The organism is Acinetobacter sp. YH12100, assembly GCF_013419135.1.
Taxonomy (GTDB): domain Bacteria; phylum Pseudomonadota; class Gammaproteobacteria; order Pseudomonadales; family Moraxellaceae; genus Acinetobacter; species Acinetobacter pseudolwoffii.
Genome location: NZ_VPAQ01000030.1, coordinates 1 through 13,641 on the forward strand (window position 1 = coordinate 1; position 13,641 = coordinate 13,641).

Sequence of the window (13,641 nt, forward strand, 5' to 3'; positions counted from 1 at the left end):
AAAAATAAATAGAATTGACTATTTTGAAGAAAAATCAGGTCTATTTAAAGGTGTTACTCAAGCTCTGACAAACATTTACTTACGTAAATTTAAGGTGAATAATTACAGCATTGTTTTTTCAGAAAACTCAAAAAAAACAACAGTAAGCATTGATATTATAAAGAGTTTTGATAAAAATCTATCACTTAGTAAGTATGATTCGAAGGATATAAATACACTTAGCGAGCTGAAAAAATTTCCTACTGTTGAATCTTTGCCATTTGTCAAAAATCAACGTGGTGAATTAGACCTGACTATGTTTAAATCATATATAAAGAAAGAACAAACAAATTTTAAACTTATTAAGGGAAATAATATTCAAAAATTTTTTTTAAAAGATCTTGAAGATGCGTTATATATTTCAGATGAATTTATTACAAAAACAAAGAAGTCTATATATATAAATAAAAAACGGATTGCTTGCCCACAAATTAGCAACCAAAAAAGTGCCGTAAGAATTAAATTTTCACTTGTAAATGAAAACCTCATCTTAGGGAATTCTTGTAATTTTATATCTGTCGAAGATAATATATTTGGATATAATATATACTATTTTTTAGCTTTATTTAACACTGAAATTATTAATTGGTTTTTTAAGAAATTTAATTCTAATAACCACATTGGTAATTATGAAATCTCTCAATTTCCTGTTCACACTGACAAGGAAGTAATTGATAGAATTTCAATTTTATGTGAAAAATATTTAAAAACCCAAGATAATAAAATTTTAGATGAAATTAACAGTATTTCTTTAAAGGGTTTTAATTTATTAGTGCCATCAGAAGATGGTCTGCATAATACAATTAAGAAAGTTAATCTAAATGAATTTGACGAAAAAAAATTTTTTAAACAAATAATTTCTCACGATCTAAGCCAGTTCGAAAATACTGCATTACTTGCAAAGAGATATAAAGATTTATTTATTAAAAATAATATATTAATTAATAATATGGGTTTTAAATTAAGTGATCTTGATCTGGAGATGATTTCTCATATTCCACCAGGAGGAAATTGGCAAAATATTTCAGAAACGACTATGAAAAAATCACAACGACTGATGCAAATTGCTAAAAGTGGTGGAAGAACTACCCTTTATGGTCGGATCAACTACGAGAAGCCTTCTTATACCATCACCACCTATTTTAATCGTCCAGGTAATGGAACTTATGTTCACCCAAAACTTGAAAGAGTAATTACTGCTCGTGAAGCCGCTAGATTACAAAGCTTTCCAGATAATTACTATTTTTATGGCAATAAAAAAGATGTTTTAACCCAGATTGGTAATGCCGTTCCTTGTCTTTTTGCTCAAGCTATTGGCTCACGCCTTAAGGAAATTGTACCCACACTAAATACTTTTGGAGACCTTTTTGCAGGTGCTGGGGGGATGAGTCAAGGTATGTTCCAAGCAGGTTTAAAACCTATCTTTGCAAATGATTGTTTTCTTTCTGCATGTATTTCCCATAAAGCAAATCATCCAGAAACAGATGTTATTTATGGTGATATTTCAGAGGCACATACGAAACAAAAAATTTATCAATATGCAAATAAGATTGATATTTTGTGTGGAGGCCCTCCATGTCAAGGCTTTTCACAGGCTGGGAAGAGAATTATTGACGATCCTAGAAACCAATTGTTTTTAGAGTTTATTGAATCTATTTCTGTTATAAATCCTAAGGTTGTTGTGATGGAAAATGTCCAAGGATTTCTAACATTAGATAAAGGTAATTTTTATGATCAAACAAAAGAACTACTCGAAGAGTTGGGATATGTTTGTGAAGGACGTTTATTAAATACGGTACATTATGGAGTGCCTCAAAAACGTAAACGTGTCATTATTTTAGGGGTTCATAAAAATGTTATCGGTTCACATAAAATTGAGGAATTTTTTCCTACCCCTACGACTTTAGATGAATCACAACAAGTGAGTGCATTTGAGGCAATAGCAGACTTGGAACATGTTATTCCAAATGAGTTCATCGAAAAACCATCAACAACCAATCGCTATTTAGACCAGATTAATAAGTATTAAGTTCCAAGCCCCTCCTAGGAGGGGCTTTTAAACTATTAAATATTAAGAGAATATTTTAATAACCGTTTTTGTACTACAGTCATTAAAATTTTGAGTTCTGTTAGAATTTCTTCAAAAATTCCTGATTGAGATAATTTCAAGACAATACTATCTAATACTTGTTCTTCATTTTCGGTTAGTACTTCCTTAATTTTTCTATTATTTTTACTAGCATAATCTTTTATAGATTCCAAACCAATGCGTATAGCTCTATCTTCCTCACCATCTGCTCTAGCAGTTAGGTTTCTAGGTGTTTTTGATTTTATTTGACCAAAAGTATTACTTCCTATATCTGTGTCTAAAACGTAATCATATAAATAATTATCTTCAAATTTATACCGATCTTTTAGGTACCAAATTAAGAATTCTTGACCATTTTTACTCGATGCAATATACCCCAATATATTAAAAAATAAGTCCTTATTTTTTTTCAAGGTAGTTTGATACTCTCTTAGAGTGTCATTATTTGATGTGATTTTCCCATTTTGAATATCATTTTTGATAGATTGCCAAATAATGCTACAAAACCATGATGAAGCATTAATATTTTCTCTAGACTCAATATCAATCATGGTGACTAAATCAGATAGAATCAATCTATCTCTCTTTGATGAGTTTTCTCCGCTAGTCATTGCTTTCATAAATCTAGGATCATGAACAAAACCTAATGAAATAGGACCTAAATGATCTGCTGATAAACCTGTTCTTGAAAAAACTTGGTCACCCATTAATTGATTTGCTGCACGATGGTTCCCATCAGACCATGCTTCATAAGCTCTTCGATCTTTAGTATATGATTTTAAATTTTCAACAGATCTTCCTGTATCTTCAGTTGAACGACAGCAACGATTATATGAATGAAAACCATCAAAACGATCTGGAAAGTTAGACATAGCCCCTGGGCCAAGTACTTTGATCAGACCCGATCTACTTTCTTCGATTAAACATTGAACTAGTTCTTGTACATCTAAGTTTTCTATATCTTTTCTTTTTAAAGTTGATCGTAACAGGAAAACCAATTCTTGATTATTATCTGAATTTAGAACTTTTAAAATATCATAAATACTTGTTGTTAAAAGATCTTTTCCTGTAAGAATTGGAAATGTCTTGGTCAATTTATTTGCAAAATTTTTATTAGGGTAAACATAATCTAAACTCATTGTCTGACCACAAGTTTGACATGGCTTTACTTTGAAAGGATGTATTGTATACATTAATTTGGCATATATTCCTGACCCTGTAATACCTAATTCAGCAATTTTTTGATCTGCCCATTTTTTTCTATTCTGACCTACTGGAGATTTACCAGCTTTTACCCAACTTCCAGCATATTCTAAGCCTATATAATTTGGATGTTCTATGATAGTTTTCTGATATTGTTGAAACTCAGGAGAATAAACTTTCTCTAACCTAGCCATCTATTAATTATCCATTTAAAAAAATGGTAATTATGCCTTCATTCCCTATTAAAATTTAATAAACTTCAGATGGCTATTTAACATAAAATCTCTTATGCGAAATTCAGTTGTTAGAACCCATTCAAAATGTCTATATTCTCACCAATAAAGAAACAAAAAAATGCCTGAATTTCAGGCATTTTTTACGTCATCACTAACAGCTTAAAACAATCAAAAAACGAGAGTCTTAGTCTTTTGAATACGACTTAATTTTTTCAAAAATAGGGTAAAAGTCTATACCCTCATCTTTCATACTAGAAAGTAAGTAAACCAGAACAGCGATATGAGTAGGTACTTTTCCGATCTTTTTATAGTTAGTTATGGAATTTGGGTTCATGTCCAATAAGGTTGCAAATTCCTTAATTGAAAGACCTGCTTTCCCCATAAGTCTTTGAAATTCTTCGTATGGCATCGTGATAAATACAATCTGTTTGAATAAGAAGTATAACACAGACTATAAAACTTAAAAAAACACATAAAAAATGTGTTAAACACATTATTTGTGTGTTATAAATAGCTTATCAGATAACCTATTTATCCTTAGTATCGGAGAAATATACGATGTACTCATACCCGAATTCAAATACTGAAAAGAAAATTGCGCTTATGATCATCAATGACTTTTTTATTCAAAAAGCCCATGAACTGTGGATTTTTTTACAACTCGACCAAAGCTTTAACGATTATGAAGCAACATTGATTTGGACTCGACGTTATCTAGAAGAACATCCAGAAGGTGAATACAGTGATATTCAAAAAGCCTTTGTTTCTTGTTTCCCAGAACACTTCTTCAGCTTTGACTGTTAATTTATGAGAGGTACGGTAAAAATCGCAATGGGTAAGTAAATCCCAAATAGAAAGAGCCAGTTCATACAACTGGCTTTTTATTGTCACGTATAAATCTAAGACTTTCTTTGAGCATACTAAAATTGATGTTCCACGGCATCTAAGACATTGATTTTAGGTTCAGGATTGGGGCCGCCATGACGTTACTTTAGGGGGTACTCTAAAGCCACATAAATACTAAAAATTACTAATTGAGTAGGGAAGCTTTAAAATTGGTTTTATTTAATTGGTATTTTCAACACATCATTGGCTTTGTTCTTTTTTTATTTTTAATTGTCTTTGAGCCTTTGAAAGCGCCAAATCAAAAATATTAGTTCCAGTGTCGTTGTTTTTAAATGAAAGGATCTGATGGAGCACCTCAAAAAGTAGTTCAGCTTTTTCTGCAGGGAGAAGATCAAGCGCCCAAACTTGTTTATATAAGTTTGATTTACGTAAATAACCCGCAAAATACCGATCCGATTTCATTCTATTTAAAAAATTTTTAGGGTCTAAAGAATCATCGTTTTTAATCTTATAAAGACTTAAAACACCACCGCCCACTTCAAATTTACGTTGATTTTCAGCTTTACGTTTCTTTCCGGCATCTTTTTTCTGAATTTGACTGAGATAAAGTTCCAAATCTTTTAATTCAAGTTGCTGGGCTTTGAACTTATGATATCGCGTACACATCACTTTCAGAATATTCAGTTCAGCCGGATCTAGTTCATTTTTTTGATACGACTCATAGAGCTGAATAAACTTTCCTTCATACTCTGTACGTTTGGAATTTTTAGACAGTTCATCAAACAGTAACTGTAACTTAAGATGCTCACGATATGGTTTTAGAGCTTCTTTAACTAGGATCTGCTCAGCTTCAGACAACATTTCAAAATTACAGTCATTGGCTTGTAGGGCATCAATCACCTGATTTTGCAATTCAGAACGATCATCTTGAGATAAAAGAAACTCAACAAAAGCATGTAATTCCGCAATTTGAAGTAATTGAGCTGGTCTACCGCGCTTTTTTGCTTTTTCCATTTCCATATCATCTGCCGCCAAATTTTCAGAACTGCTACCAATTTAGATATGGTTTTACCATATTTAAATTGGGCAGTCTGAAAATAATTAATTAAAATTAAATTAAAATTTCTTGAAAAGAATTTTTAATTTAATTTTAATTAATTCGCACTTGACAGTTTCTCCTGATCGGAGAAACTAGTACGCAATGGGGCGATTCCCCCTTGACCCCCTTCAACCGGATTTTTCAGCCATTGAGGCATTGCAAATCCGGACGGTTTTCATTCCGTTTCACTGCATAAAAACCGGTCCCAAACCAACAAAAAGGTGAACATGGCCAGCTACCATTTCAGCGTCAAAAGCAAAAATAAAGGCTATGCACTTGGCCATTACCTCTACATTTCCAGACTTATGCAATATGAAGGCATCCGTAAAACAAGCAACGAAACCGTAGAACACATTGAACCTGGTCGTTGTATGCCTTCTTTCGTTAAAGATCCTATCGAATTTTGGCAAGCAGCAGATACGTATGAACGTGCCAACGCCAAAGCCTACATGGAATATGAAATTGCCCTGCCCAATGAGTTCACGCCAGACCAGCGTAAAATGCTCGTAGAGACGTTTTTTGACAAACACATAGTCCCACAGCAATATCCGCACTCATACGCAATACACAACGTAAAATCACGCATCAGTGGCGAAGATCAGCCCCACTGTCACCTGATGTTCTCTCTCAAAGCCAATGACGGTATTGAACGGACAGCCGAACAATATTTCAAACGCTATAACCCCAAAGAGCCAAGCAAAGGTGGTGCAAAGAAAATCCAGCTGCAAGATGGCCATGCAGACTATTCCACTTTTTTGATCTATATCCGAAAACAATGGGAAAACCATCTCAATGATGCCCTTGCACAGCACTGCCCGACCGTCACCTACACACTGGATGGCCAAGACATCACCATCAAAAATCAGGTTTCAGCAGACAGCTATGAAAAATATAACGAGATCCACAGCACGCTATACCTTCCAGAGCCAAAACTAGGCGTTGGCCAACAAAATGCGACAGCGGAATATCTCGCCCAAATCCAAAAAATCCGAGAACACAACCAGCAAGAACGAGAACTCGAAGAACGCCAAAAGCAATTAGATCAACAACATGAATATTTTTATAGTGCTGAAAACCATCCATTTTCATCATTGGAAGTGATGTATTACCTGAATTACTTAATCAAGAATGCAAAAAATAAGGACACACTAAAAAATGATTTGAATGAAATTATAAAAAACCAAGGTCCTATACTTCAAAAAGAAGGTTGGTCCATCCACGAAATGAATGAAACACTCGAAGATTCACGACGTAACGGCACCCCATGTTTTGAGTTTGAGGTACATTCCCGACCTGAATCCGTATTACCGATACAAAATACGCCTCCCAAACTTACTCAATCAGAACCAGTACAACCTAAAACTGATGATTATGATTACGGTGGTCCAGGTTTTTAAAATTATCTGGCTTTATTCAGGCCTTACAGAGCGAGTGTCTACGAGCGAACAGACTCAATTAAAATTTTCGCCATGCTTTTTCCCTGATTACAAGCTCCCCTTTACTGCTCAGACTGAGATATAGAGCATCCCGAAGGGTGCGAACAGATTTAATTTGCTTCTAGGTCGAGCGAAGCGAGCATAAAAAAACTGATGAGCGAAGCGAATTCCGAGTTGCTTTTTCTTTTTTTGAAGTTATTACGGGATTAACCAAAAAATTGCCCCTTCGAACTGAGCGTAAGCGAAGTTCAATAGGGTTTGAGCGTAGCGAAAACATAGGGCAATTTTTCATGATCTAGGCTTTTAAATATTTTTAAATCTTTTAAATGCTTTTAGATACGCTGAAAGCCCTGTAAGTAAAGGCTCCTAGACTTCATATGACACCGTTTACCTTGCAATATGACACCGTTTACCTTGCAATATGACACCGTTTACCTTGCAATATGACACCGTTTACCTTGCTTATAGCACTAAAATTAATTAATGTGTCATAGCATAATAAATAATACTGGTGCTTCATGAGAGAATTAGTTGTAAAAGATAATGCCTTAATTAATGCAAGCTATAACTTAGATTTAGTAGAACAACGTTTAATTTTATTAGCTATTGTTGAGGCAAGAGAAAGTGGGAAAGGGATTAATGCTAATGATCCATTAACTGTCCATGCAGAAAGCTATATCAATCAATTTGGCGTACATCGCAATACCGCTTATCAGGCATTAAAAGATGCCTGTAATGATTTATTCGCAAGACAATTCAGCTATCAAAAAATAAATGAAAGAGGGAATATTGAGAACTATAGATCCCGTTGGGTTAGTGAAATTGGATATGTAGATAATGAAGCAGTGGTTAAGCTTATTTTTGCCCCTGCCATAGTTCCATTAATTACGCGCCTAGAAGAGCATTTTACTAAATACGAATTGCAGCAAGTTAGTAATCTCAGTAGTGCCTATGCTGTTCGTTTATATGAGTTATTAATTGCTTGGAGAAGTACGGGCTCTACTCCAATTATAGAGCTAAGTGATTTCCGTCAAAGAATTGGCGTACTCGATACTGAGTACAAACGTATGGAACGCTTTAAAACTAGTGTACTTGAGCTCGCTATTAAACAAATTAACGAACATACAGATATCATAGTGAAGTATGAACAACACAAAAGAGGTCGATCAATTTCAGGATTTTCTTTTAACTTTAAACAGAAAAAAAAGGACAGCCTATCAATAGAAAGAGTTCCGAATACTTTGGATCTTTCTTCAAAGATGACCGATGCTCAACGGCATATGTTTGCAAATAAACTTTCAGAACTCCCTGAAATGGGTCGCTATTCACAAGGAACTGAAAGCTATCCTCAATTTGCTGTTCGTATTGCTGAGATGCTACAAGACTCTGAAAAAATCAAAGAACTAGCCCCATACCTAAAAAAAGTGGGATACATGCCATCAAATAAAAAGGACACAGTAAATGGCTAAGTTATCGCTAAGTGAAGTATCTAAAAAATTTCATATTGATAGGTCAACCATTTACAGAGCTGTACGTAATGGGCGTTTATCACGCTCTAGTGATGGTCAATTTGACCTTTCGGAAGTGATTAGATGCTTTGGGGAGCCTGAGCAAACATCTCAACAAATTGAATCTTCTACATCAGATAGCGATGAATCTACAAAAAAACTCATTATTCATTTAGAAAATGAAGTTAAAAAATACCAAGAACGTGAAGAGCGTTTAATGCAGCAAATCGACCGTATGCAGACGCTTATTGAGTTAAAAACTGTTGCACCCGCCACGGCAGCGCCACAACAAGATGCTACGGCATGCGACACCGATATGCCACAGCATGCGACAACACAACAAGGCAATGATAATAAAAAGAATAATGAATTAAATATTGTAGAAAACGTGGCAGTGCCACAGCAAGAAACTACAGCACACCACAGCCAAACGCTACAGCATGCCACGTTGCAAAATGTGGCAGTGCCACAACCTAAAAAACGTGGTTTATTTGGCCGTGTACTAAATGCTGTTTTTGATAATGACTAAGGGAGAGAGATCATGCCGAAACTGAAAGACATTGCCCTGGGAATTATTGTGGCCCCGCTGCTGATCCCGATCATGCTGATTGCATCGTACCAGGATAAAAAGGCGCTGAAGAAAGAGCTGGATGAACGCCAAAAAGAAAAAGACCAGGCATCCTGATTATTCAATTGAGCTAATCAAAATCGTGAAACACTGCTTAAATAATAGGCGTGGAACGTGATAAATCATAAAAAAAGCCCAAACGGGCTTGATTGGGCTATAAACTTTGAAATAAGTATATGAATTTCAAGGTAAATTATAACACGTTTCGTATAAGGTGTATTATGTTAATTTTAGGAAGTCTTTAGAGTTGGCCTTCAAGTAACTGACCTATTTCTAACCTGGTATAGCCACGTTCTTTAAAGATCAAAATAATTGCTTTTCGATAGTTCTCACAATGAGCAGTTTTATACTTATTAATTAATTGGATTTCGGAATTAAGCTCGAGGTCATTTTTTATCGTCAATACTTCCGTAGAGACTTTATTAAAAATCTTGAAATTAAACATACAGGCGCTCTTTATCAATATTGTAGCGGCCCGACTACAACAAACACCTGCCTCAGCTTAGCTAGACACCCTTGGGCGCAAGGATTACAAATTCAGCAGGATTCTGCAAGCTTTACCCAATTGAAAGCATTATTATTCATCTAAATACCCGGCCATTTAACATAATGGTTGTTATGCGAAATTCCTAGCATATTCACCTTTTGTCTTATATCTTTGTTTTTACCAATAGGTAAAATATATTCATAACCTACATCGGAAAAGTAGGTAGTTAAGAAAAAAATTGCAGAGATTTATAAGCCTTATAGTAACGGGAGAGACTATAGGGCTTTTTATTTATCTTAATATTCATATACCTAATGGATTTGCTTTTCAACTAGTTCCAATTTGTTTAATGCTTGCCGTTTTTTATGATCATTATTAATCTTTACAACTAGAGCTAAAATAAAAACCATCACTATAAAAACAAGGAAAATCAAATGCTTTTTCATCATTAATTCCGTCTTTTGATCTTTAAGAATGCCTTGCTCCTTTGTAAATAGATATGACATAAGGGAAGCACTGATACAAGCCTTTTTAAATGACTTTAGCAACTCGATAAACAGTTGCAACTCCACAATTCACTGCTTTGGCAATTTCTTCCTTAGTCATATTGCCAGCTGCTAGTAATTCTTTTATTCGTTTGTGCTTAGCCTCATTGGCTTTCTTACCTGTTGGCTTGTAACCCGAACGTGCCAAGCCCTGCTTAATACGTTCTATACGTTTCTCATTGTCCAGGCGGGCCATTGTTGCCAGGAGATCAATCAACATATTGTTGATGAGATCCAGGATTGAATGAGTAATGCTGTCATTGGTTTGAATCATTTGGTAGGTAGTAGGAAGATCTGCTACGACTAAACGAAGTCCCTTCTCCTGGATCCTGCGCTTCAGCTCTTGAAAATCCTGTTGGGTTAGGCGTGATAATCGGTCAATACTTTCAACCAACAAGGTGTCGCCTTGATTTGCTTCTGACAGTAGCTTATTCAATTCAGGTCGGTCTAACTTCGTACCACTATAGTTTTCCACGTACACAATGGTTTCGCCCAAATTCAAGTTTTGGTTTAGATCCTGAAGAATCTGCAAAGCCCTTTCTGCATCTTGATCTTTAGTTGAAGCTCGTAGATAAATACGTGTATTCATTTCTATCATTTAATCTTAATTCTGTTAGATTAATGATAATACTATCATTTAATTATCACATTAAGTCTAATGATAGAGGTTGTATGCGATTTGGCTCTTTATCATTCAGCTATACTCTTTTGATAAAAAAAAGCATAACTAAAAGCCATGCCTTGGGAATTCGTATAACGTGTATTATGTTAATTTTAGAAAATCTGTTTTAGTTTGTACCTTTTCAAAATTATGTAAAAAGCAAATAAAACACTTATCCAGAACAAATAATCAAAAATAAAATATAAGAAGATAAATTGATCTATTCCTATAATAATATTTAAAGGATCTAGCGCTATACTCCCACCTGGAGATACTTCACCATCTACTAAAAACTGTAAGGGAAATCCTCCTCCAATGACTTTAACTTTTCCAAGCTTGTCTACAACTATACGATCCACTAATGTATATTTCTGATAAAACAAAGATAAATAAGTAAAAATAAAAGATAAGCAATTGAAGTATAAAAATTTTTTCATAATTTCCTCTCATATATCTACTAATTTTAACAATTTTTAATCAGAGCCTTTTGGAATAATTTGCTTTAATTTCTCTATTACTTTCTCAAAAAATTCCTTTAATATGAAAAGATTAGAATTTATTTTATTAAGTTTACTTGCAGCCTGCAGTCCAGTTACAGAAAAAATTGAATCAAATATAGTTGTTCCACGTATTCAATATACGGGGGGAGCAGATAATGCAAGTTATAGTGAGGCTAAGCTTATTAGGGAAGGTAAATGCCTATACCTAGAACATGCTGATGGCTCTAAAGTTCTGCCAATTTTTGCTACAAAAACTCTAGATTGGGATACGGAAACTAAGAGCCTAAAAGTAGATTCGGATACTTATTTTTTAGGTGATAAAGCAGCATATGGAGGCGGAGAATCCTATCCTCTAGAAAAAAATAATTATTCTTGGATAACTGAAGTAGATCATAGCTGTGATACCTCAAAAGTTATAGTTATTAATCGACTCATAAGACCAATTGAAGAACTACCAAAATGAAGAATAGCCTATTTTACTGTCTTACATTAGTTCTACTTATAGGATGCCAGCCATTTGAAAAAGATGGATATATTTTTATTAAAAATCAGACTGATTATCCAATTACAGACCTTAAAGTAACTTATATTAGTGCTCAAAAAACTTATAGCTTAGGTACTCTTTATCCTTATTCAGAATATAAATACGCCATCAATTACGAGCGGCACAATGAGGATTCAATAATCTTTTCATATTTAGATAAAAATCATAAAGAGATTAATCAAGAAGTAGCTACGTATGCAGCCAAATATGATAGGAAAAGTTATGAAATAGTTATTCAATAGAATATAAATTACAATTACTAATTGAACGAAAAAACTTCAATTTGAAATTTCAAAAACTTGATTTTCCCACTAAACAACTATCCATTTAACATAGTGGGCGTTATACGCAATACACTTGTATATTAATATAGATATCAACCACTTAATAAAACCAGAAAAAGCCAAAAATGACCGAAAAGCCGATTTTGAAACAAGTCGGCTTTTTTATGAGCAGTTTTGATAGTTCTTGCCAATAATTTTGTTTAAAAAGTAATCAATTTTGAGATTTTTCAAATTTTATCAATGCCTCAATGTCCCAAATTATCCACATTTTTTGTGGATAAAATTTAGGCTATTTTGTACGCCCTGGCGCACATGAATCTCGGCCCTTTGCGGCTGTCCAAGATAGGTGAATTTTCATATGATGAATTGGTCAGGAACAGGAAGTTCCTTAGAATTACAAAGAATGAGCACCAGGATGGGGCCAGATACGACAAGCACTAAGCCAGCACAGACCTAAAGTTCCAATAAAAAACCTCGGCAGGATGCCGGGGTTTTTTATTTAAAAAACTTAATTTGGAAAAATTCATTTTAAATTCTAAAAAATGCACAATCAATTTACTTTTTAAAAACGTCTCTTTTTTATGGTCTCGTTTTAAGTTATTATACTCATATCTAAAAATGGGTAAGAACATGAGTAATTTTGATATTATTTGGCAAAATCTCCAGATTCAAATGGATCAATATGAGAGTAATTTTGATGAAGTTACGAAACAAAAATATGGAATATACTGGACAAATTTGGATCTAGCTTATGAAATAGTGAGTAACTTAGTTGATACTTTTGATGAAGATTTTTTAGAGAATATTACTAATAAAAAATTTCTTGAGCCTTGTGTTGGAATGGGGAGTTTTATTTTCGCATTTCTAAGAAAATTGTATGAGAAAAAAATTTCTAAAGAACAGATAAATAAAGTTATTAAAAATATTTATTTTTGTGATATTGATGAGAATATATTAATATATTTTTTTTCATGTTATCAAGATTTCGTTAAAAATTTATTTAATTTAGATATTGATAATAAATTATTTAAATCTAACTCAGCTAAAGGTCTAATCTTTAATAATTATTCTGATGAATATATATCTTTAGAAAAAGCATTTGGGAAGGAGGTTAAATTTGATATTTTAATTACCAATCCCCCTTATAAAGGTTTAAAAATAGATGCTAAAAATTACTCAAATCCATTAGAATACGAGTCTGATAAAAAATTTTATAGTGATTTATCTAATAAATTAACTAAGAACTTTGAGCTAAGCAATCAAGGTGTTCCTAATCTTTACAAATTTTTTGTTGAAAAGATTATCCTAGAATACACACATGAAAAATCATATATTTCTTTGCTTATTCCTAATACTTTTTTGGCAGATAAAACAGCATTTAATTTAAGAAAATATATTATTGAAAATACAAAAATAAATAGAATTGACTATTTTGAAGAAAAATCAGGTCTATTTAAAGGTGTTACTCAAGCTCTGACAAACATTTACTTACGTAAATTTAAGGTGAATAATTACAGCATTGTTTTTTCAGAAAAC

General features: G+C 33.4%; 15 protein-coding genes. 9 read left to right on the plus strand and 6 right to left on the minus strand.

Annotated elements, in window-relative coordinates; translation table 11 throughout:
• Positions 1-2,068, plus strand: a 2,068-nt coding sequence (locus tag FTU40_RS14400; RefSeq protein WP_180041278.1) for an Alw26I/Eco31I/Esp3I family type II restriction adenine-specific DNA-methyltransferase, incomplete at its 5' end; no start/stop codon positions are given.
• A gap of 35 nt (positions 2,069-2,103) precedes the next feature.
• On the opposite strand, the gene FTU40_RS14405 is transcribed toward FTU40_RS14400, so the two are convergent.
• The gene (locus FTU40_RS14405) at positions 2,104-3,525 is read right to left on the minus strand and encodes an Alw26I/Eco31I/Esp3I family type II restriction endonuclease (protein ID WP_180041280.1); all 1,422 of its coding nucleotides are present in this window, start codon (positions 3,523-3,525) and stop codon (positions 2,104-2,106) included.
• Between the two features lie 226 nt (positions 3,526-3,751).
• The gene (locus FTU40_RS14410; RefSeq protein WP_168419460.1) at positions 3,752-3,976 is read right to left on the minus strand and encodes an XRE family transcriptional regulator; all 225 of its coding nucleotides are present in this window, start codon (positions 3,974-3,976) and stop codon (positions 3,752-3,754) included.
• A 149-nt stretch (positions 3,977-4,125) separates the two neighbouring features.
• Here FTU40_RS14410 and FTU40_RS14415 point away from each other — a divergent pair, with 149 nt between their 5' ends.
• Positions 4,126-4,371: a hypothetical protein gene (locus FTU40_RS14415; protein WP_180041282.1), complete on the plus strand. Its 246-nt coding sequence runs from the start codon at positions 4,126-4,128 to the stop codon at positions 4,369-4,371.
• Between the two features lie 282 nt (positions 4,372-4,653).
• Here FTU40_RS14415 and FTU40_RS14420 read toward each other — a convergent pair whose 3' ends face one another.
• Positions 4,654-5,433, minus strand: coding sequence for a hypothetical protein (locus tag FTU40_RS14420; RefSeq protein ID WP_180041290.1), 780 nt, complete (start codon positions 5,431-5,433; stop codon positions 4,654-4,656).
• Between the two features lie 306 nt (positions 5,434-5,739).
• On the opposite strand from FTU40_RS14420, the gene FTU40_RS14425 reads away from it, so the two are divergent.
• The 4 genes from FTU40_RS14425 to FTU40_RS14440 all read left to right on the plus strand — a co-directional run bounded on the left by FTU40_RS14425 (position 5,740) and on the right by FTU40_RS14440 (position 9,141).
• A complete protein-coding gene (locus FTU40_RS14425; RefSeq protein ID WP_180041284.1) occupies positions 5,740-6,909 on the plus strand; it encodes a MobA/MobL family protein in 1,170 nt (389 codons plus the stop codon).
• Positions 6,910-7,466: 557 nt separating this feature from the next.
• A complete protein-coding gene (gene repM, locus FTU40_RS14430; RefSeq protein WP_060513885.1) occupies positions 7,467-8,417 on the plus strand; it encodes a replication initiation protein RepM in 951 nt (316 codons plus the stop codon).
• On the plus strand, positions 8,410-8,985 hold the full coding sequence (locus FTU40_RS14435) for a plasmid replication DNA-binding protein (RefSeq protein ID WP_060513917.1): 576 nt from the start codon (positions 8,410-8,412) through the stop codon (positions 8,983-8,985). Before repM ends, FTU40_RS14435 begins: the two co-directional genes overlap by 8 nt.
• Before the next feature lie 12 nt (positions 8,986-8,997).
• The gene (locus FTU40_RS14440; protein WP_001125247.1) at positions 8,998-9,141 is read left to right on the plus strand and encodes a hypothetical protein; all 144 of its coding nucleotides are present in this window, start codon (positions 8,998-9,000) and stop codon (positions 9,139-9,141) included.
• 184 nt (positions 9,142-9,325) lie between these two features.
• On the opposite strand, the gene FTU40_RS15305 is transcribed toward FTU40_RS14440, so the two are convergent.
• The 3 genes from FTU40_RS15305 to FTU40_RS14450 all read right to left on the minus strand — a co-directional run bounded on the left by FTU40_RS15305 (position 9,326) and on the right by FTU40_RS14450 (position 11,214).
• Positions 9,326-9,529, minus strand: a complete 204-nt coding sequence (locus FTU40_RS15305) for a hypothetical protein (protein WP_153567192.1) — start codon at positions 9,527-9,529, stop codon at positions 9,326-9,328.
• Between the two features lie 573 nt (positions 9,530-10,102).
• Positions 10,103-10,714, minus strand: coding sequence for a recombinase family protein (locus tag FTU40_RS14445; RefSeq protein ID WP_180041286.1), 612 nt, complete (start codon positions 10,712-10,714; stop codon positions 10,103-10,105).
• Positions 10,715-10,890: 176 nt separating this feature from the next.
• Positions 10,891-11,214, minus strand: a complete 324-nt coding sequence (locus FTU40_RS14450; protein WP_004676058.1) for a hypothetical protein — start codon at positions 11,212-11,214, stop codon at positions 10,891-10,893.
• A gap of 103 nt (positions 11,215-11,317) precedes the next feature.
• Between FTU40_RS14450 and FTU40_RS14455 the strand changes: the two genes are divergently transcribed.
• The 3 genes from FTU40_RS14455 to FTU40_RS14465 form a co-directional block, all read left to right on the plus strand.
• Entirely contained in the window at positions 11,318-11,740 is a 423-nt protein-coding gene (locus FTU40_RS14455; RefSeq protein ID WP_004676061.1) for a hypothetical protein, read from the plus strand.
• Complete coding sequence (locus FTU40_RS14460; protein ID WP_004797785.1) at positions 11,737-12,063, plus strand: hypothetical protein; 327 nt, start codon at positions 11,737-11,739, stop codon at positions 12,061-12,063. Before FTU40_RS14455 ends, FTU40_RS14460 begins: the two co-directional genes overlap by 4 nt.
• 672 nt (positions 12,064-12,735) lie before the next feature.
• Positions 12,736-13,641 (plus strand): Eco57I restriction-modification methylase domain-containing protein (locus FTU40_RS14465; RefSeq protein ID WP_180041288.1); only part of this gene is annotated, 906 nt, incomplete at its 3' end.

Bases quoted from the DNA above. Each gene is read 5' to 3' on its own strand.
- repM (WP_060513885.1), top strand. From the start codon at position 7,467: ATGAGAGAATTAGTTGTAAAAGATAATGCCTTAATTAATGCAAGCTAT.
- FTU40_RS14450 (WP_004676058.1), bottom strand. From the start codon at position 11,214: ATGAAAAAATTTTTATACTTCAATTGCTTATCTTTTATTTTTACTTAT.
- FTU40_RS14435 (WP_060513917.1), top strand. From the start codon at position 8,410: ATGGCTAAGTTATCGCTAAGTGAAGTATCTAAAAAATTTCATATTGAT.
- FTU40_RS14405 (WP_180041280.1), bottom strand. From the start codon at position 3,525: ATGGCTAGGTTAGAGAAAGTTTATTCTCCTGAGTTTCAACAATATCAG.
- FTU40_RS14425 (WP_180041284.1), top strand. From the start codon at position 5,740: ATGGCCAGCTACCATTTCAGCGTCAAAAGCAAAAATAAAGGCTATGCA.
- FTU40_RS14420 (WP_180041290.1), bottom strand. From the start codon at position 5,433: ATGGAAATGGAAAAAGCAAAAAAGCGCGGTAGACCAGCTCAATTACTT.
- FTU40_RS14455 (WP_004676061.1), top strand. From the start codon at position 11,318: ATGAAAAGATTAGAATTTATTTTATTAAGTTTACTTGCAGCCTGCAGT.
- FTU40_RS14445 (WP_180041286.1), bottom strand. From the start codon at position 10,714: ATGATAGAAATGAATACACGTATTTATCTACGAGCTTCAACTAAAGAT.
- FTU40_RS14440 (WP_001125247.1), top strand. From the start codon at position 8,998: ATGCCGAAACTGAAAGACATTGCCCTGGGAATTATTGTGGCCCCGCTG.
- FTU40_RS14410 (WP_168419460.1), bottom strand. From the start codon at position 3,976: ATGCCATACGAAGAATTTCAAAGACTTATGGGGAAAGCAGGTCTTTCA.
- FTU40_RS14460 (WP_004797785.1), top strand. From the start codon at position 11,737: ATGAAGAATAGCCTATTTTACTGTCTTACATTAGTTCTACTTATAGGA.
- FTU40_RS14415 (WP_180041282.1), top strand. From the start codon at position 4,126: ATGTACTCATACCCGAATTCAAATACTGAAAAGAAAATTGCGCTTATG.
- FTU40_RS15305 (WP_153567192.1), bottom strand. From the start codon at position 9,529: ATGTTTAATTTCAAGATTTTTAATAAAGTCTCTACGGAAGTATTGACG.